This window comes from Bacteroides graminisolvens (assembly GCF_963666085.1).
Lineage (GTDB): Bacteria > Bacteroidota > Bacteroidia > Bacteroidales > Bacteroidaceae > Bacteroides > Bacteroides graminisolvens.
Genome location: NZ_OY762556.1, coordinates 1,901,786 through 1,920,232, shown reverse-complemented (window position 1 = coordinate 1,920,232; position 18,447 = coordinate 1,901,786). Strand labels below are relative to the sequence as shown.

At 41.9% G+C, this 18,447-nt stretch carries 17 protein-coding genes; 11 read left to right on the top strand and 6 right to left on the bottom strand.

The window, feature by feature from the left end; all coding sequences use genetic code 11:
• The first annotated feature begins 217 nt into the window (after nt 1-217).
• Nucleotides 218-739: a DUF3836 domain-containing protein gene (locus ACKPCE_RS07900; RefSeq protein ID WP_319504761.1), complete on the top strand. Its 522-nt coding sequence runs from the start codon at nt 218-220 to the stop codon at nt 737-739.
• Between the two features lie 76 nt (nt 740-815).
• On the opposite strand, the gene ACKPCE_RS07895 is transcribed toward ACKPCE_RS07900, so the two are convergent.
• Genes ACKPCE_RS07895 through ACKPCE_RS07880 form a run of 4 tightly spaced genes read right to left on the bottom strand, consistent with a single transcriptional unit; the run spans nt 816 to nt 3,312 of the window.
• Complete coding sequence (locus ACKPCE_RS07895) at nt 816-1,424, bottom strand: Maf-like protein (RefSeq protein WP_319504760.1); 609 nt, start codon at nt 1,422-1,424, stop codon at nt 816-818.
• Nucleotides 1,425-1,449: 25 nt separating this feature from the next.
• Nucleotides 1,450-1,971, bottom strand: a complete 522-nt coding sequence (locus ACKPCE_RS07890; RefSeq protein WP_319504759.1) for a KdsC family phosphatase — start codon at nt 1,969-1,971, stop codon at nt 1,450-1,452.
• 1 nt (nt 1,972) lies between these two features.
• Nucleotides 1,973-2,764 carry a Rossmann-like and DUF2520 domain-containing protein gene (locus ACKPCE_RS07885; protein WP_319504758.1) on the bottom strand — a complete coding sequence of 264 codons (792 nt, stop codon included), beginning with the start codon at nt 2,762-2,764 and terminating at the stop codon, nt 1,973-1,975.
• Between the two features lie 11 nt (nt 2,765-2,775).
• Nucleotides 2,776-3,312: a nitroreductase family protein gene (locus ACKPCE_RS07880; RefSeq protein WP_276962990.1), complete on the bottom strand. Its 537-nt coding sequence runs from the start codon at nt 3,310-3,312 to the stop codon at nt 2,776-2,778.
• Between the two features lie 100 nt (nt 3,313-3,412).
• On the opposite strand from ACKPCE_RS07880, the gene ACKPCE_RS07875 reads away from it, so the two are divergent.
• The 8 genes from ACKPCE_RS07875 to ACKPCE_RS07840 all read left to right on the top strand — a co-directional run bounded on the left by ACKPCE_RS07875 (nt 3,413) and on the right by ACKPCE_RS07840 (nt 12,653).
• The gene (locus ACKPCE_RS07875; RefSeq protein ID WP_319504757.1) at nt 3,413-4,396 is read left to right on the top strand and encodes a GNAT family N-acetyltransferase; all 984 of its coding nucleotides are present in this window, start codon (nt 3,413-3,415) and stop codon (nt 4,394-4,396) included.
• 161 nt (nt 4,397-4,557) lie between these two features.
• Nucleotides 4,558-4,962: a methylmalonyl-CoA epimerase gene (gene mce, locus ACKPCE_RS07870; protein WP_319504756.1), complete on the top strand. Its 405-nt coding sequence runs from the start codon at nt 4,558-4,560 to the stop codon at nt 4,960-4,962.
• Nucleotides 4,963-5,000: 38 nt separating this feature from the next.
• On the top strand, nt 5,001-6,554 hold the full coding sequence (locus ACKPCE_RS07865; RefSeq protein WP_319504755.1) for an acyl-CoA carboxylase subunit beta: 1,554 nt from the start codon (nt 5,001-5,003) through the stop codon (nt 6,552-6,554).
• A gap of 21 nt (nt 6,555-6,575) precedes the next feature.
• Entirely contained in the window at nt 6,576-7,523 is a 948-nt protein-coding gene (locus ACKPCE_RS07860) for an OadG family transporter subunit (RefSeq protein ID WP_319504754.1), read from the top strand.
• 25 nt (nt 7,524-7,548) lie between these two features.
• On the top strand, nt 7,549-7,980 hold the full coding sequence (locus tag ACKPCE_RS07855) for an acetyl-CoA carboxylase biotin carboxyl carrier protein (protein WP_308765055.1): 432 nt from the start codon (nt 7,549-7,551) through the stop codon (nt 7,978-7,980).
• Between the two features lie 4 nt (nt 7,981-7,984).
• Nucleotides 7,985-9,145 carry a sodium ion-translocating decarboxylase subunit beta gene (locus ACKPCE_RS07850; RefSeq protein WP_277639084.1) on the top strand — a complete coding sequence of 387 codons (1,161 nt, stop codon included), beginning with the start codon at nt 7,985-7,987 and terminating at the stop codon, nt 9,143-9,145.
• Nucleotides 9,146-9,358: 213 nt separating this feature from the next.
• Nucleotides 9,359-10,687 (top strand): tetratricopeptide repeat protein, encoded by a 1,329-nt coding sequence (locus ACKPCE_RS07845; protein ID WP_319504753.1) that lies wholly within the window; start codon nt 9,359-9,361, stop codon nt 10,685-10,687.
• 115 nt (nt 10,688-10,802) lie between these two features.
• On the top strand, nt 10,803-12,653 hold the full coding sequence (locus tag ACKPCE_RS07840) for a glycoside hydrolase family 13 protein (protein ID WP_319504752.1): 1,851 nt from the start codon (nt 10,803-10,805) through the stop codon (nt 12,651-12,653).
• Between the two features lie 93 nt (nt 12,654-12,746).
• Here the strand turns inward: ACKPCE_RS07840 and ACKPCE_RS07835 are convergent, their stop codons facing one another.
• Nucleotides 12,747-13,748, bottom strand: a complete 1,002-nt coding sequence (locus tag ACKPCE_RS07835; protein ID WP_319504751.1) for a class II fructose-bisphosphate aldolase — start codon at nt 13,746-13,748, stop codon at nt 12,747-12,749.
• Nucleotides 13,749-14,024: 276 nt separating this feature from the next.
• A complete protein-coding gene (locus ACKPCE_RS07830) occupies nt 14,025-15,041 on the bottom strand; it encodes an endonuclease/exonuclease/phosphatase family protein (RefSeq protein WP_024997537.1) in 1,017 nt (338 codons plus the stop codon).
• 207 nt (nt 15,042-15,248) lie between these two features.
• Between ACKPCE_RS07830 and ACKPCE_RS07825 the strand changes: the two genes are divergently transcribed.
• The gene (locus ACKPCE_RS07825; RefSeq protein ID WP_319504750.1) at nt 15,249-15,503 is read left to right on the top strand and encodes a type B 50S ribosomal protein L31; all 255 of its coding nucleotides are present in this window, start codon (nt 15,249-15,251) and stop codon (nt 15,501-15,503) included.
• A gap of 430 nt (nt 15,504-15,933) precedes the next feature.
• Entirely contained in the window at nt 15,934-18,342 is a 2,409-nt protein-coding gene (locus ACKPCE_RS07820) for a transglycosylase domain-containing protein (protein ID WP_319505939.1), read from the top strand.
• Nucleotides 18,343-18,447: the final 105 nt, after the last annotated feature.

Below are 18,447 nucleotides of genomic sequence, written 5' to 3'. Positions count from 1 at the left end.
AACGACTATAAAATAAGTACAGGGTGTTCATTTCTGAACACCCTTTTATTTATGTAAATAGCTGATTATCAACACACTAAACAAACGGCACGACTATTGTCTTCATACTGATACTGAATAATTCACTGGAAAATATTCAGATTGATGCAACTTCATGGAATCGAGTTACGTCTAATAAACAAAAGGTAGAATTAAAAACCAATTAAATATTTCAAGTATGAAAACAACATTATTTATCAGCAAAGTAATTGTATCAGTTACTCTATTGTTATCAGCATGTGGAATGGCATCAGCCGCAAACTCCAACAAAGGAGGTGAAAGAAGTTTTATATACAATGATTCTTTAAAGGAAGGAAAAGTTGTAGTCCGCGAAATTTATGCTCTCGACAAAGCATCCTATAGCATGCTTCCCGTTAAAATGAATAAGTATAAGTATGATCTAAATGGAGAATTAGCCGAAAAGGTAACTTATAAGTGGAACCCGGCTAAAGTCAAATGGGTTGAAGAATCAAAAATGAACATCAGCCGCCATACGGATGAGACTGTTGTAGAATATGGCGAATGGATTAGTTCAAAAAAAGGATTTCTTCCTTCTCAGAAGTATGTTTATGTAACCAATAACGATACAAATCTAGTTACCCAGTATTGCTATAAAATGAACAAACATACCAGCCAATGGGAACTACAGAAAAAAGCTGTCGTTTCAAAAATAGAAGATATATTCGCCCAAAGAAATTAAAACGCTCTGTGAAGAGATTATTACATATCGATGTTTTTCTAGAAAGTGAGTTGCCCTTAAAAGCAGCTCACTTTATTTATTTGATTGTTTTTAATTCCCGGTACAGCCGTTGAATAGGTAGTCCCATTACATTAAAATAACTTCCTTGTATACTTTCAACGCCAATAAAGCCAATCCACTCTTGCACACCATAAGCCCCTGCCTTGTCGTAAGGACAGTAATTATGAATATAATAATCCATTTCCTCCTCAGTAAGAGATGAAAACTGAACCTCGGAAACTGCTGCAAAACTTTTTTGCCATAAAGCGGTAGTCAGGCACACTCCTGTAATAACCTGATGTTTTTTTCCGGATAGCTTGCTAAGCATAACTCTGGCCTCTGTTGCATTGGCAGGTTTACCTAATACCTCGTCCTCTATCCAAACAATTGTATCGGCTGTTATAACCAACAAAGGTTCTTCAACTTCATTTGAAGTTACAGATGAAAATAGCATTTTATATGCATCCGCCTTTTTCCGAGCAATGAATAAAGGTATTTCCTCACCTTTTAAAGTATCGGGAAACGACTCATCTACATCAGGAAGCGTCTTTACAGTAAAATTGACCCCTAAACCACTTAGCAATTCTTTTCGTCTAGGTGAGTTCGAAGCCAAGACGACTGAATATTTCTTTAAATCTTCTAACACGATTATCTAATTAATTAGAACTTAGTTACCACCCAAAAGCATCGCCATTCATCCACTTGCCCTGAGATTTTAAAATTTGTTCAATCACATCACGGCCGCAGCCACACCCACCATCTTGATGAGAAATATAAAGAGCCACCTGCTTAACCTCAGCAGCAGCATCCCTAGGGCAGCACGGCAAGCCACATTCGCACATCACTTCAATATCCGGAACATCATCTCCCATATATAAAATCTGCTCATCTTTTAATCCATGTTTATCTCGAAAATCTCTATAATCATGAATTTTCACACAAGATCCCATATAAATATTTTCTATCCCCAAGCCGGCGAAACGTTTACGTACCGCTTCTGTTCTGCCACCTGTAATAATCGCTACATGAAATCCTAATTTCACAGCCAATTGCAATGCATATCCATCTTTTACATTAACAGTACGCATAGGTTCTCCTGTGGGGTGAAGAGATAACACATCCGAGCTCAACACACCATCTACATCAAAAGCCAACGCTTTTATTTGGTTTAAATCATAATTTATCGTACTCATATTATTTCTTTTTTGAGATAATACTATCACTCAGTAACTTATAAATGTTTTGAGTAGCGGGATCATCAGATAACATCTTCAAGTGTCTTCTCATGACTTCCTCGTCATTACGAGCAGCCGGGCCGGTCTGCGCATCACAAGGAGGTAGTAAATGCACTTTTGCAGCGGTTTCATTAATAAGGGGAATCATCACATCAAAAGGCAAATTATTTTTCTCCAGCAACTCCGCTGCCAATGCATACATGTGATTGGTGAAGTTGCAAGTAAAAACAGCAGCCAAATGAAGAGAGCACCGTTGTTGTGACGTTGCGTAATACACCTTATCCGACAGTATTGACGCTATTTTCTTAAGTAACTCAGTATCTTCGGGCGAGTTAGACTCAATAAAAAAAGGTATATCCTGAAAGGAAGTCTCTCTTTTTTTGCTGAAAGTCTGCATGGGATACAACACTCCAAAACGTTGCGCATAACTATTCCATATATCTAAAGAAATGCTACCGGCCGTATGTACAATCAACGCATTTTCTTTCCCTTTTGTTATATTGGGCAACAATTGCAATAAAGCATCATCTGTCAAAGACACGATATACAAAGAAGCATTATTGGTGACCTCTTCTAATGAAGTGGTAAAAGTCGATTCAACCAAATCGGCTAAAGCCTTTGCAGATTCTTCCGTACGGCTATACACTTGTTGAATACTAAAACCTTTTTTATAAAGTGCTTTTGCTAAATTTGTAGCAAGATTCCCGGCACCAATAAAAACTACTGATATGTTCTTTATGCTATTTATCATTTGAAGAATGATTACTGACCGCCAAACTTATTGATGTGAATTTTCTCCCACTGCAGATGTTCTTCATCAAAAGGTTTACGTTCCATCCCTTTATGACCCACTGCAACAATTGATAACACCTGCAACTGCAAAGGGATGTCTAACACGGCACGAACAAATTCATCGGAAGGCATCCCTGTAGCGGTGTATCGCTCGCGAATCTGTATCCAACAACTGCCCAAGCCCATATCTTCTGCCTGGAGCTGAATCATCAACGAAGCAATCGAAGCATCTTCAATCCATACATCACTTGCCAAAGGATCGGCCGTAACTACTATGGCCAAAGCAGCGTCACCCAAAAAAGATGCCCCGTGTTCTTTGCAATGAGACAATTCTTTCAACACGTTCTTATCGTCTATGACAATAAATTGCCATGGATTGCTTCTTTTGGATGATGGAGACATCAAAGCAGCCTTCAACAAAACCACTACTTCTTCCTGAGACAATTCTTCTTCGGTAAACTTGCGCATACTGCGACGAGACTTTATCAATTCACTAAAATTTTCCATGAATAAATCCTTTATTTGATAACACGGGTACAAAGATACAAAAAAATGATCAGTACAATCGTAGCCTTGTTTCTATTAAAAAATGTATATTTGCCCCCACATGGCATTAAAACTTACTACATATTATAAAGGTAGTGATATTCCCCATTTGCCAGGGAATAACTTCTTTCACTCCAAAGAGCTGTTTCTTTTATACGAAGCAACTCCTTCTTATACACCTATATATATAGTAGCTACTGAAGAACAAAAAACTTTAGCTAAAATATTAGTTGTCATTCGAAAAAACACCAGTCTGATTCCTTTTTCAATTCTAAATCGCTGTGACGTATACGGTACAGGCGAATATTTGGATGATACCATTGATAAAGAAACACTTTTTGGCGAAATGCTTAGTCACTTCACTAAAGAAATATTTCGCGAAGCCTCTATTATTGAATTCAGGAATCTGAATAATTCTCTTTTCGGGTATAAACATTTTCGGAGCAATCATTACTTTCCTGTCAATTGGCTACGGGTGCATAACTCCCTGCATAGCGTAAAATCTGTCGATGAACGCTTCACAGCCTCACGAATCCGGCAAATAAAAAAAGGATTAAAGAACGGCGCAGAAGTATACGAAGCACAAAATAAAGCAGAAATTCAGGCTTTCACCAAAGTCATGCATCGCATCTACTCCGCCCGCATTCGCCGATACTTCCCGGGATTTGAGTTTTTCGAGCATATAGACAGCACTTTATTGTCTGCAAAGATCGGGAAAATATTCGTTGTAAGATACAAAGACAAAATCATTGGAGGATCCGTTCTCATTTTCTCGGAAGATACAGCCTATCTGTGGTTTTCGGGTGGGATGCGTAAAACTTACGCGTCACTTTATCCGGGTGTTTTATCCGTATGGGCTGCGATGCAATACGCACATGAAAATAAATACCGGCACTTAGAGTTTATGGATGTAGGCTTGCCTTTCCGAAAGCACGGATATCGCGATTTTGTGCTCCAATTCGGCGGTAAGCAGAGTAGTAGTCGCCGCTGGTTCCGTGTCAGGTGGAAATGGCTGAATAAGGTTTTGTGCAAGATATACGTTTAGCCCTCAAAGTAAAAATAACTATTTTTAAAACTTCGCTCCCAACCCTTAAAACTTCTCACTAAAATGAAGAAATATTTCTTTATTATGCAATTATTCCGTTTCTTTGTGCAGTTTTTATCCAAACGAAACACATTTAAATTCAATATCAAAAAATTATAGTTATGAAGATTTCACACATCGAGCATTTGGGCATTGCTGTAAAAAGCATTGAAGAAGCTCTTCCTTACTACGAAAATGTATTAGGTTTTAAATGTTATAACATTGAAACCGTAGAAGATCAGAAAGTTAGAACGGCCTTTTTAAAAGTTGGCGAAACAAAGATTGAATTGCTGGAACCAACATCTCCTGAAAGCACTATCGCTAAGTTCATCGAAAACAAAGGGGAAGGAATTCATCACATAGCATACGCTGTTGAAGATGGAATTGCAAATGCTTTGGCGGAAGCAGAAAGCAAAGAAATCCGTTTGATTGACAAATCACCTCGTAAAGGAGCAGAAGGATTGAGCATCGCTTTCCTTCATCCGAAATCAACGCGTGGCGTACTTACTGAACTTTGCGAACATTGATCGAATTAACAAAATATTAACGCTTAAACATAAAATTCATGAGTAACCAGCTTGAAAAAGTAAAGGAGCTTATTGAGCTTCGCGCTCAAGCCCGCTTAGGTGGTGGAGAGAAAGCTATTGAAAAACAACATGCAAAAGGAAAATATACTGCTCGTGAGCGTATAGCCCAATTGCTTGACGAAGGAAGTTTTGAAGAAATGGATATGTTTGTTGAACACAGATGTACCAACTTCGGACAAGAAAAGAAACATTTCCTAGGTGACGGAGTAGTAACCGGCTACGGAACCATAGAAGGAAGATTAGTATACGTTTTTGCACAAGACTTCACCGTATTTGGTGGTTCATTGTCAGAAACAATGGCACAAAAAATATGCAAGGTAATGGATATGGCCATGAAGATGGGTGCACCTTGTATCGGAATCAACGACTCGGGTGGTGCTCGTATTCAAGAAGGTATCAACGCATTAGCCGGATATGCAGAAATATTCCAACGTAACATCATGGCTTCGGGAGTTATTCCTCAAATATCAGGAATCTTCGGACCTTGTGCCGGCGGTGCTGTATACTCTCCGGCATTAACAGACTTTACACTTATGACAGAAGGAACTTCTTACATGTTCCTAACAGGTCCTAAAGTGGTGAAGACAGTTACCGGCGAAGATGTATCACAAGAAGACCTTGGCGGTGCCAGCGTACATGCAAACAAATCGGGAGTTACGCACTTTACTGCTGCCAATGGTGAGGAAGGATTATCCATCATCCGTAAACTATTGAGCTTTATCCCTCAAAATAATTTGGAAGAAGCTCCCATCGTAAACTGCACCGACCCTATTGATCGCTTGGAAGACTCATTGAATGAAATCATTCCTGATAGCCCCAACAAACCATACGATATGTATGAAGTGATAGGTGCCATCGTTGACAACGGTGAATTCCTCGAAGTTCAAAAAGATTATGCTAAAAACATCATTATTGGTTTTGCCCGCTTCAACGGACAATCAGTAGGTGTAGTAGCTAACCAGCCTAAATTCCTGGCAGGTGTGCTCGACAGCAATGCATCTCGTAAAGCTGCTCGTTTCGTTCGTTTCTGCGATGCATTCAACATTCCTTTGGTTACATTGGTTGACGTTCCTGGATTCCTTCCGGGTACCGGACAAGAATACAACGGTGTCATTCTTCACGGAGCCAAACTGCTTTATGCTTATGGTGAAGCAACAGTGCCTAAAGTAACTGTGACCTTGCGTAAATCATACGGTGGTTCTCACATCGTTATGAGTTGTAAGCAACTTCGCGGCGACATGAACTATGCATGGCCAACTGCTGAAATCGCAGTAATGGGAGGTGCCGGTGCTGTAGAAGTGTTGTATGCTAAAGAAGCTAAAGAAGCCGCAGACCCTGCAGCTTTTGTTGCTGAAAAAGAAGCTGAGTACACCAAACTGTTTGCTAACCCCTACAATGCTGCCAGATATGGCTATATTGACGATGTTATCGAACCAAGAAATACCCGCTTCCGTATTATTAGAGCTTTACAGCAATTACAAACCAAGAAATTGACCAATCCTGCCAAAAAGCACGGTAATATTCCATTGTAACATCATATAATGAAGTAAGTTATGAATAAAATAAAAACAGGAATACTTATCGTTTTATTGGCAGCAGTTTGCTTCAACTCTTACGGACAAGGAGCAAAAAGTCTGAAAATCAACGAAGTACTGATAAAGAACACTGAAAATTTCCAAGATGACTACGGTCAGCGCAATGCGTGGATTGAAATTTTCAACTCTTCTTTTGCCAGTGTTGATATCAGAAGCTGCTACCTTACAAATGATAAGCGAGTTCTTAATCCAAACTTAAGTATTGAGGAGAGGGTTGGTATGATGTATACTATCCCCAAGAGTGACGTACTGACGGAAATTGCTCCCAGACAACATTTGTTATTTTGGGCAGACAACAGACCTAACAGAGGTACTTTTCATTTAAATTTTGCTTTAGATTCTGTTGCTTCAAACTGGATTGCGTTGTATGATGCTAACGGCAAAACATTGATCGACTCTGTTACAGTGCCGGCCAATATTCCTGCCAACTTCTCATACGCAAGAAAAGCAGACGGAAGTCACCACTGGATTCTTAAAGGTGGAGATGCTAATAGTTACGTAACCCCAAATACCAATAATCAAACGCAAGACAAGCAAGAAAAGATAGATGGCTTCCGTAAGCACGACAGTGCAGGTATTGCCATGGCTATCATTGCTATGTCTATTGTATTTGGCGGACTTGTTTTGTTATACGTTTCATTCCGTCTGATTGGCGCAATCAGTGTTAAACTGGCTAAAAGAAATGCAATGAAGACACGCGGTATCACCGATAAGAAAGAAGCCAAAGAAAAGGCTATCGGTGCAGAATCGGGTGAAATATTTGCTGCCATATCTTTAGCACTCCATGAATATCAAGACAACGTTCATGATATTGAAGATACCATCTTGACTATCAATAGAGTAAAACGCAACTACTCTCCATGGAGTTCTAAGATTTACACTTTGCGTCAGACACCCAAAAATTAAATTAAAACCCTAAAGAAAAACGAATATGAAACAATATAAATATAAAATCAATGGTAACCTCTATAATGTGACGGTGAATGATATCGAAGAGAACATTGCCCGCGTTGAGGTTAACGGTACTCCTTATACAGTTGAGATGGACAAACCGGTTAAGACAGCTCCCAAACCTGTTACTCGTCCGGCATCTGCTCCTAAAACTTCAACCGGCGCACCTGTAGTTGCCCGTCCGGCAGCCACTTCAACTAAAAGCGGCATCAAGTCTCCACTACCAGGCGTTATTCTTGATATTAAAGTTAAAGAAGGCGATACGGTTAAGAAAGGACAACTTATTGCTATTCTCGAAGCGATGAAGATGGAAAACAATATCAATGCCGATAAAGACGGTGTAGTATCTGCAGTTAAAGTTAACAAAGGTGATTCTGTACTTGAAGGAACAGACCTTATCATAATCGAATAGTCTTATGGGAGAGTTTATGTCATTTATATCGAACAACTTTGCCGACTTCTGGAGTTATACGGGATTCGCTAATGCGGGTTACGAGCACTTCATTATGATCTTGGTAGGATTGTTCTTCCTCTTTCTTGCAATCAAGAAAGATTTTGAGCCTATGCTTCTCATACCTATCGGTTTTGGTATTCTGATCGGTAATATTCCTTTTAAAATAGATGCGGGATTGGAAGTTGGCTTGTATGAAGAAGGTTCTGTCTTGAATATCCTTTATCAGGGAGTAAGAACAGGATGGTATCCTCCACTTGTCTTTTTGGGTATCGGAGCTATGACTGACTTTTCAGCATTAATCTCCAATCCTAAATTAATGCTTGTTGGAGCCGCAGCTCAATTTGGTATTTTTGGCGCCTACATGGTTGCTCTTGCTTTAGGATTTGAGCCTAATCAAGCAGCCGGTATTGCAATCATCGGTGGAGCAGATGGCCCTACAGCAATCTTCCTTTCATCCAAATTGTCGCCAAATTTAATGGGTGCTATTGCCGTATCTGCCTATTCATACATGGCACTTGTTCCGGTAATACAACCTCCTGTTATGCGTTTGCTTACAACTAAAAAAGAGAGGTTGATCCGCATGAAACCGGCTCGTCAGGTATCACACACAGAGAAAGTAATGTTCCCTATTATCGGTTTGTTGCTAACCTGTTTCCTTGTACCATCGGGATTACCCTTGTTAGGTATGTTATTCTTTGGTAACTTACTGAAAGAAAGTGGTGTAACACGTCGTTTGGCTGATACAGCCAGCGGACCGCTGATTGATTCTATCACTATGTTATTAGGACTAACAGTAGGTGCTTCCACACAAGCAAGTGAATTCCTTACTTCGAGCACACTTTACATCTTCTTCCTTGGATTCATGGCATTTATTATTGCCACAGCTTCCGGAGTGACATTTGTTAAGTTGTTCAACTTGATTTTACCTCAAAGTAAGAAGATCAACCCGCTTATCGGTAATGCCGGAGTATCCGCCGTACCTATGTCGGCACGTATCTCTCAAAACGTTGGTTTGGAATATGACCCAACCAATTATTTGTTGATGCATGCCATGGGACCGAACGTAGCAGGAGTTATCGGTTCTGCCGTTGCAGCCGGTGTACTTTTGGGCTTCCTTATTTAAATTAAGATAGAAGGCATCTGAAGAAACAGACAATTTTATCCGTACATAAAAAAGCGCTTTTCCATTTATTGTGGGAAGGCGCTTTTTATTATAACACAACCGAATGTCTCACAAAGTTAAAAAAACAAATTTTACAATAAATCGCATTATAAGACATCGTGCTTGTTTCATTTTATTTCTACCTTGCAACCATAAACTACAAAAAACACCCTTATGAGAAAAACACTTATTGCAACATTCCTCTGCGCTTGCCTGAGCATCAGTGCACAGAACCACTCTTCCATAGAAGAAGCCATCAGTAATTATGATTATTCAAAAGCATTGCAGCTCATTGATTCAGAGAAAAATGCAACGACAAAGTTGACATCACAAAAAGCACTGGTTCTCAAAGGGTTGAACAGATACACAGAGGCCATCCCTCTTTATACACAACTACTGCAGAAAGATTCCAAAAACGTACGCCTGCTTACCGAATTAGCCGAGTGCTACCGCTTGTCGGGCAAATTCAACGAAGCATCGAATCTCTATAAACAAATACTGGAAGATAATCCGGAGAATCGTTACGCCTCTTTGCAATACATCAGTTTGCTGTGCGGCATGGAACAGTTTAAACGAGCCAAAGAGGCTTGTCAAACCTATCTCAAGAATGACAGCTCAAACATCAGTCTGAAGCAACTGGCTCAATGCCATGAAGCGTTGAACGAAAACGATTCTGCCATGAACTGTTATAACCATATACTCAAAAACGATTCGACCGATTACATCGCTACAGCCCGGTTAGCCAGTTTATACATTAAGTGTGAAGACTATGTAAATGCAATCATCTGCACTGAAAAATATAAAGAAACAGACAGTTCGCAGATCGTTATTAACCGCCTGAATGCCCAAGCATACTGTCTGAACAAGCAATACAAAGAAGCCATTAATCAATACGAAAAGCTCGTTGCTCAAGGCGACTCCAGCACCTTAACTTGCCATTACCTGGGAATTTGTTATTATGCCGATGAAAAATTTTACGAAGCACATGATTACCTCGAGGCCGCAATCAAGAATGATCCCAACAACATCAACCTACTCTATTACCTGGCAAGAGCCTGCGCCAAAACATCTTGGAAAAAAGAAGGCATCGACTACATGAACAAGGCGATACGCCTTACCACACCAAGTGACGAAACGTATACCAATCTATATCAAGGGCTGGCCGACTGTTATAACCTGGCACAAAAACCCAAAGAACAAATACAAGCGCTACTGGAACAGTACAAATACGATAAAAACAACCACCAGCTTTTATTTACTGTTGGCCGCATCTACCAAGACGCATTGGAAGATATGAGCAGAGCCAAAAAATATTTGGAAATGTTTATGGCCACCCGTCCTGAAAAACAGACCAAAGAAGAAGATCCGGAAGGAACAATCAGTGCCTCTCTGTATAACGTAGCCGAACGTCGTTTGGACGCCATCCGGAAAGAACAGTTTTTCAGAGAAGGAGTGCCTTCAAAGGTGATTATAAACAACAAAGAGTACAAAGCCGTGAATTAAAACAAGAAATGAAAACGTTTGCATAAATATATAAGTGTTCACACAGACTGAGTGCAATAGCTATCTGAATATTAAATGCTATCTTAGAGGTGTTAATAACAGAATTACTAATATCATGAAAAGATTATTATTCTTATTGAGCTCTCTGATACTATCCATTAGTACTTATGCAGCTATGAATGTGAACAAAATTGACCCGCCGTGCTGGTTTACCGGTATGCAAAACCCTGAACTCCAGCTAATGGTTTACGGAGAAGGTATTGGCAATGCCAACGTAACAGTCAGTTATCCGGGTGTATCGCTTAGCAGCGTGGTTAAACTGGAAAGCCCCAACTACCTGCTTGTTTACCTCCACGTAAGTAAGGAAGCCAAACCCGGCAAGGTGAATCTGACTTTTACGCAAGGTAAAAAGAAGATCATCCAAACGTATGAACTCAAAGAACGCGAGAAGAAACCCTGCGAACGCAAAGGGTTCGACGCCTCGGATGCCTTGTACCTGCTGATGCCCGACCGCTTTGCTAACGGCAATCCCGATAACGATCAGATAAAAGGAATGGCACCTTACACGGTTGACCGCAAAGACCCGAACGCCCGTCACGGAGGCGACTTAGCCGGAGTGGAAAAACACCTCGATTACTTCAGCGATTTGGGTATCACAGCCTTATGGTTTACGCCTGTGCTGGAAAATAACATGACCGGCGGTTCTTACCACGGCTATGCCACTACTGATTATTATAAAGTAGACCCACGTTTCGGAACAAACGAAGAATACAAAAGTCTGATAGCCAAAGCGCATGACAAAGGCATCAAAATGGTAATGGACATGATATTCAACCATTGCGGTGTGGAACATCTATGGATCAAAGACATGCCTTCAAAAGATTGGTTTAACAATCCCGACCATAAAACAAACTTTGTTCAAACATCGTTCAAACTGACTCCGCACGTTGATCCCTATACCTCCAAATATGATTTCAATCAGATGAACGACGGCTGGTTTGTAACGGCCATGCCCGATCTCAATCAAAAGAATCCGCACGTGTATCGTTACTTAGTGCAAAACAGTTTCTGGTGGATTGAGTACGCCGGGATTGATGCCATCCGTATGGACACTTATCCGTATGCCGACTACGATGCCATGAGTAATTGGATGAAAGAGCTGAACGATGAATATCCCAATTATAACGTAGTAGGCGAAACATGGGTTACCGAGCCGGCCTACACAGCCTGGTGGCAAAAAGATTCCAAGTTATCCGCTCCGCGCAACAGCAACCTCAAGACCGTTATGGACTTCAGCTTCTTCGAAAAAGTAAATACGATGAAGCATGAAGAGACCGACCCCTACTCTACCGGTTTAAACCGCATTTACAATAGTTTTGTATACGATTTCTTGTATCCTAACCCGGCTATGGTACTTGCTTTCTATGAGAATCATGACACCAACCGTTACCTGGGAGAAGGACAAGACCTGCAAACCCTCAAGCAAGCCGTGGCGCTTCTGCTCACTGCCCGTCGCATTCCCCAGCTCTATTACGGCACGGAAGTTATGATGAACGGTGTGAAAGACAAGAGTGACGGTTACGTTCGCAAAGACTTCCTCGGCGGATGGATGGATGATAAGGAAAATGCCTTTACTTCCGCAGGCCGAAGCCAGATTCAAAACGAATGCTTCAACTTCTACCGCACCTTGTTGCAATGGCGCAAAGGCAACGACGTAATTGCCAAAGGTGATATGGTGCAGTTCATGCCTCAACAAGGCGTATATGTATTTGCCCGCATGTATAAAGGCAAAACGGTGATGGTATTGCTCAACGGTACCAACAAAGAAATAAACCTACCCCTGCACTTTTACACGGAAATACTTCAGGGAAAAACTCAGGGCAAAGAGATTATCAGCAACCAGACAGTGCAGCTTGCCGATAAGCTGACCCTGGAAGCAAGAGGCTCCCTCATTATTGAATTATAAAGCAAACCTGGCAGAGAGAATATAAAAAAATCCCGGTGATCATACGACCATCGGGATTTTTATTATCTAAAAGTGTTTACGGGTATCGGAAGATTATTCTGCCAATTTACCAGCAGAACCAAGTACGCTCACAATTTTGTGAACATAAAGCTTCTTCATGTTATCACGAGCCGGTCCCAAGTATTTACGTGGGTCGAATTCAGCAGGTTTTTCAGCAAACACCTTACGAACAGCAGCAGTCATTGCCAAGCGGCTGTCAGAGTCGATGTTGATTTTGCAAACAGCAGAAGCAGCAGCTTTACGCAATTCCTCTTCAGGAATACCGATTGCATCTTTCAATGCGCCACCATACTTGTTGATCGTTTCCACTTCTTCTTCAGGAACAGAAGACGATCCGTGAAGAACGATAGGGAATCCGGGAAGTTCCTGCATAACACCATCCAAAACATCGAATGCCAAAGGAGGAGGAACCAAACGGCCGTTAGCGTCACGAGTACACTGATCGGGAGTAAATTTGTTAGCACCGTGAGAAGTACCGATAGAGATAGCCAAGCTGTCGCAACCGGTTTTAGTAACAAAGTCAACTACTTCTTCAGGTTTTGTATATGTGTGGTGGTCTGCAGAAACTTCGTCTTCAACACCAGCCAATACACCTAATTCGCCTTCAACAGTTACATCGAACTGATGAGCGTATTCTACGACTTTCTTTGTAAGAGCAACATTTTCATCATAAGGAAGATGAGAACCATCAATCATTACAGAAGAGAAGCCCATGTCGATACATGATTTACATGTTTCGAAAGAGTCACCGTGGTCAAGATGCAACACAATCTCAGGTTTTGCACAGCCCAATTCTTTTGCATATTCAACGGCACCTTCGGCCATGAAACGAAGCAAAGTTTGGTTTGCATAAGCACGTGCACCTTTAGAAACCTGAAGGATAACAGGAGATTTTGTTTCTGCAGCTGCCTGAATGATAGCCTGCAATTGCTCCAGATTATTAAAGTTATAAGCAGGAATTGCATATCCGCCTTTAATAGCTTTGGCAAACATCTCTCTGGTGTTTACAAGGCCTAAATCTTTGTAATTAATCATGTTTTTTATTTTTTTATTGTTAGTGAATTAAAAAAACTACGCAAAAGTAACAATTTTAGTTCTAAAAACAGAGCTTACTTCTAACAAATGTCTGCTATGAACGGTCATAAACAGCAAAATTATAGGGTTTGCCGCATTGTATTGAATGATTTGTAATCTCCATATTACAATCCGCCTTCTCTGTTGCTTCATTATTACCCGGCGTACGGTATATAAACAAACAGGCCGGAGACACTGTTTAGTCACTCCGGCCTATTTAGACATTATTATATTAATTTATTTTTTCAGATAAATGATGGTGGGCAAATGGTCGCTGTAACCGTTTAACCATGTTTTTCCGCCGTGCGTGCGCAGGGGTGATCCTTTGTATTTGCCATCTTGTTGAATCAGAAAATCGCGCAGAAAAACTTCGTTGTGATCATACTTCAAACCTTTTGTGGCTGTAAGCAAAGAAGAAGAAACGACAATCTGGTCGAACAGATTCCATTTTCCGCGATAAAGCAAGGTACCAACGCCTTTGTCTTCGAGCGTAGACCACCACGGATTAAAGAATTCGCCCTCCTTCACTTCATTGGCAAACTTCTTGGCTCCCAAAGTGACTGCCATGCTTTCGTCCATGGGGTCATCATTCATATCGCCCATCACAATCAATTTCAAATTCTTATTGCCGGCCAGCAAAGAGTCCTTCAGCGCCTTTACCTGTTCAGCAGCGCGCACACGAGCCGGTGAGTCAGCTCCGCGCGAAGGCCAGTGGTTTACAATGACACAAACATTATCTCCTGCCAGTTTTCCGTTTACAATGAGGAAACCACGTGTTTTGTGTACCGTATCGTCAACGTACACATAAGGAGCCAATTTGCTGGATATCACTTCAAATTGCTTTGGGTTATAAAGTAGTGCACAGTCAATACCCCGCTTGTCGGGACCTTCATAATGCACAATCTGATAGTTATCGGCAGCCAAAGCCGGTTGTTTCACCAAGTCCTCGAGCACACGTCGGTTTTCAATCTCGGCCACACCGATGAATGCCGGGCCGGCAGGTACTTTCTCACGCGAGAGCATGCTCAGCACGGTCGACATGTTTTTCTGCTTGGCCAGGTATTTTTCTGGAGTCCACTTCATATCACCATCGGGCAGAAACTCATAATCGTCCTTTCCCGTATCGTGAATGGTGTCGAACAAGTTCTCTAAATTATAAAACGCTACACTGTAAAGTGTCTCTTTCTTTTGTGCGTGGGCATTTTGTGCTAAGCCGGGCACCAGAAACAGTAATAAAAAGAATAACTTTCTCATGGAATAATATGTATTATATTTTAGTTTGCCATTATATTGAGCCTACAAATATCTCAAAAAATAGTAATAGTATGTGTTTTCATCCTATTTTTTTTAGACTTACTTTTGAACTAAAATAAAAAGTGTTATCTTTGCGCTCTGAAAATGACCATTACACTATTTTACCGAATAGTAAACGAAATAATAATTAATAAAAAAGATACTGAAATGAAAAAAGGTCTTCATCCAGAATCATACCGTCCGGTTGTATTCAAAGATATGTCGAATGGCGATATGTTCCTTTCTCAATCTAGTTGCAATACAAAGGAAACTATCGAATTTGAAGGAGAAACTTATCCGGTAGTGAAAATTGAAATTTCAAGTACTTCTCACCCGTTCTATACTGGTAAATCTAAATTGGTTGACACAGCAGGACGCGTTGATAAGTTCATGAACCGCTACGGTGACCGTAAAAAGAAGTAATCAGTCAAGTCAGACAGATAAAAAAGAGGGAGTTCTTACTGAATTCCCTCTTTTTTGTTTGATACCCACCCCGCACGAGTAAAAACACTCACCCGTTTCAACACGCCGAACAACGCTACTACTACCGTTACCTAAGGGCAAACAGCACGCTAACTAAGTCGTTTCTTCTTTATCAACAGTTCGTCCCCGCATGCGGGGACGAATGGCACTGCATGCGGGGACGTATAGCCTCGCATGCTGTGACGAGTGGCACAGGGTGCAGTGACGAACTAAACTTCGGCAGCAAATGCGTTAGTCTATGGGGCACATGGGCTTAGCTTCCGTACGCAGTTCATTTAATATTCGTACCGACCACAGAATTTTAGTCCTCGCGATGACAATATTCCGAAATTTGGAGTACATTTGCAGCCGTTTTATTATATGCCGCATGATGAGAAACTTTGATACCCATAAATGGGTTTCACGCGCGAAAAGCGCTTTCTATTATCTGACTAGCAAAGGCAAAGCCGGATGGAATTGGTACAAACATCTCTACCAACGGTCGCCCTGGTACAAAAAGACGCTAATAGTCATACTGACTTTTATCGCCTCGTTCATCATCTATTTAGGGATGGTCGATGTAAACTTCCTTTGGTTATTCGGCAAATCGCCCGGATTGTCGAGCATTCACAACCCCGACCAACCCATTGCTTCTGAGATTTACAGTGAAGATGGCAAGCTCATCGGAAAATTCTTCCGCGAAAACCGCTCGCCCGTAAAATACGAAGAGATCTCTCCCGTACTAATCAAAACATTGATTTCTACCGAAGACGAGCGCTTTTACGAGCATTTCGGAGTCGACTTGCAAGGTGTTTTCTCTGCCGTTAAAGACATGGCCGGCGGTAAAGCCCGCGGCGCCAGCACCATTACCCAGCAGCTGGTAAAAAACATGTTCAAGGTAAGATCACAATATTCTACCGGAGTGTTGGGCTTCATCCCCGGAGTGAAACTGATTATCATGAAGTCGAAAGAGTGGATCACCGCCGTGAAAATTGAAATGTTTTACAGCAAAGAGGAAATTCTGACGATGTATCTCAATACGGTCGACTTCGGCAGCAATGCTTACGGCATAAAAACGGCCTGTAAAACCTATTTCCACACCACACCCAAAGACATAACCTACGAACAGGCTGCTACACTTGTGGGACTCCTCAAAGCAACCACCACTTACAACCCCAAGCTGAATCCGAAAAACAGCTTGAAGAGGCGCAACGTGGTGCTCGAGAATTTGTGGTCGCACCGTGTGATAACCAAAGCTCAGTTTGACTCGCTCAAGCAAATACCCATGCAGCTTAACTTCAACGTGGAAAGCAATTACGACGGTGAAGGATTGTATTTTCGCGAAGCAGTGGCCGAATCGTTGCAAAGCTGGTGTCAGGAAAATAACATTGATTTATATGCCGACGGATTGAAGATATACACCACCATTGATACGCGTATGCAGAAATATGCCGAGGAGGCAGTCGACAAGCAGATGCGTGTGGTGCAACGCAACTTCAATAACCACTGGGGACGCGAGAATCCGTGGCGCGACCGGACCGGACAGGAAATCCCTCATTTCATTGAGGACTTGGCAAAGCGGACTGCTGCTTATAAACAATTGGAATTAAAGTTCCCCGATCAGCCCGACTCCATTAACTATTACCTCAACAAGCCTCATCGGCTGAAGGTATTCGACTATGATAAAGGTGCTCGCGACACAACAATCAGCACAATGGACTCCATTCGTTACATGGAACGCTTTATGCACGCCGGTTTCGTGGCCATGGAGCCGCAAACCGGACACGTAAAAGCTTGGGTGGGCGACATTAGTTTTAGTTCCTGGAAGTACGATAAAGTGCTATCAAAGCGTCAGCCGGGCTCCACGTTCAAACTATTTGTCTACGCGGCAGCCATGAATAAAGGAATGGCACCGTGCGACGAGCGGGTGGATCAGTATATCGCCTGGGATGTATTGGAGAAAGGTGAATGGAAGAAGTGGATTCCCCGAAATGCAAACGGTGAATTTACCGGCGATACGCTCTCACTGAAAGCAGCTTTTGCCCGTTCCATCAATACGGTAGCCGTGCAGATTGCCAAAGAAGTTGGCATTCACAGTGTGGCGGAGGTAGCCAAAGCCATGGGAATCAAGACTCCTCTCGAAGAGACTCCTGCCCTGAGCTTGGGAGCATCCGACGTGTCACTGCTCGAACTGGTCAATGCGTACGGCACAGCTATTAACGACGGTATGGAGCAAGATCCGGTACTGGTTACACGCATTGAAGACCGGAACGGCCATGTGCTCTACAAACATACGCCCAAAACGGTGCAAGGCGTTCCATACGAAACAGCGTTCCTCATGACAGAGATGCTTAAGGCCGGGCTCACCGAACCGATGGGAACTTCTCAGGCTCTCTGGGCTTTTGATTTGTTTAACTCCAACACCGAATTTGGCGGTAAGACAGGAACATCATCCAATCACTCCGATGCCTGGTTTGTTGGCGTCACTCCTAAATTGGTAGGCGGTGCCTGGGTAGGCGGCGAGCACAGAAGCATCCACTTCCGTACCGGAGAATTGGGTCAGGGAAGTCGCACGGCTCTCCCCATATTCGGCTACTTCATGGAGAAAGTACTCAAAGATCCCGGCATGAGCAGGTACAGGGAAAAATTCCCTCAACCGAAACAGAAAATAGAGAGGTCGTACCAATGCCGCAGTGTTTATCATCGAGCCGATACGGACTCAATAGACATGCTCAACCTGGACAGTCTGGAATTAAATAACGAAGAGATTAACATAACGGAAGAAGTTACCGTAAATTAAAATTAACTCGTCATTTTATCCTTTTAAGGAAACAAAAGCCTTTTACCGGTTCAGCGAACGAACCGATAAAAGGCTTTATTCAATGCACAACGAGCCTCAAAAGCG

Excerpts from the sequence above, each read along its gene's own strand:
- ACKPCE_RS07900 (WP_319504761.1), top strand. The coding sequence starts at position 218 with ATGAAAACAACATTATTTATCAGCAAAGTAATTGTATCAGTTACTCTA.
- ACKPCE_RS07890 (WP_319504759.1), bottom strand. The coding sequence starts at position 1,971 with ATGAGTACGATAAATTATGATTTAAACCAAATAAAAGCGTTGGCTTTT.
- ACKPCE_RS07885 (WP_319504758.1), bottom strand. The coding sequence starts at position 2,764 with ATGATAAATAGCATAAAGAACATATCAGTAGTTTTTATTGGTGCCGGG.
- ACKPCE_RS07880 (WP_276962990.1), bottom strand. The coding sequence starts at position 3,312 with ATGGAAAATTTTAGTGAATTGATAAAGTCTCGTCGCAGTATGCGCAAG.
- ACKPCE_RS07875 (WP_319504757.1), top strand. The coding sequence starts at position 3,413 with ATGGCATTAAAACTTACTACATATTATAAAGGTAGTGATATTCCCCAT.
- mce (WP_319504756.1), top strand. The coding sequence starts at position 4,558 with ATGAAGATTTCACACATCGAGCATTTGGGCATTGCTGTAAAAAGCATT.
- ACKPCE_RS07865 (WP_319504755.1), top strand. The coding sequence starts at position 5,001 with ATGAGTAACCAGCTTGAAAAAGTAAAGGAGCTTATTGAGCTTCGCGCT.
- ACKPCE_RS07860 (WP_319504754.1), top strand. The coding sequence starts at position 6,576 with ATGAATAAAATAAAAACAGGAATACTTATCGTTTTATTGGCAGCAGTT.
- ACKPCE_RS07855 (WP_308765055.1), top strand. The coding sequence starts at position 7,549 with ATGAAACAATATAAATATAAAATCAATGGTAACCTCTATAATGTGACG.
- ACKPCE_RS07850 (WP_277639084.1), top strand. The coding sequence starts at position 7,985 with ATGGGAGAGTTTATGTCATTTATATCGAACAACTTTGCCGACTTCTGG.
- ACKPCE_RS07845 (WP_319504753.1), top strand. The coding sequence starts at position 9,359 with ATGAGAAAAACACTTATTGCAACATTCCTCTGCGCTTGCCTGAGCATC.
- ACKPCE_RS07840 (WP_319504752.1), top strand. The coding sequence starts at position 10,803 with ATGAAAAGATTATTATTCTTATTGAGCTCTCTGATACTATCCATTAGT.
- ACKPCE_RS07835 (WP_319504751.1), bottom strand. The coding sequence starts at position 13,748 with ATGATTAATTACAAAGATTTAGGCCTTGTAAACACCAGAGAGATGTTT.
- ACKPCE_RS07830 (WP_024997537.1), bottom strand. The coding sequence starts at position 15,041 with ATGAGAAAGTTATTCTTTTTATTACTGTTTCTGGTGCCCGGCTTAGCA.
- ACKPCE_RS07825 (WP_319504750.1), top strand. The coding sequence starts at position 15,249 with ATGAAAAAAGGTCTTCATCCAGAATCATACCGTCCGGTTGTATTCAAA.
- ACKPCE_RS07820 (WP_319505939.1), top strand. The coding sequence starts at position 15,934 with ATGAGAAACTTTGATACCCATAAATGGGTTTCACGCGCGAAAAGCGCT.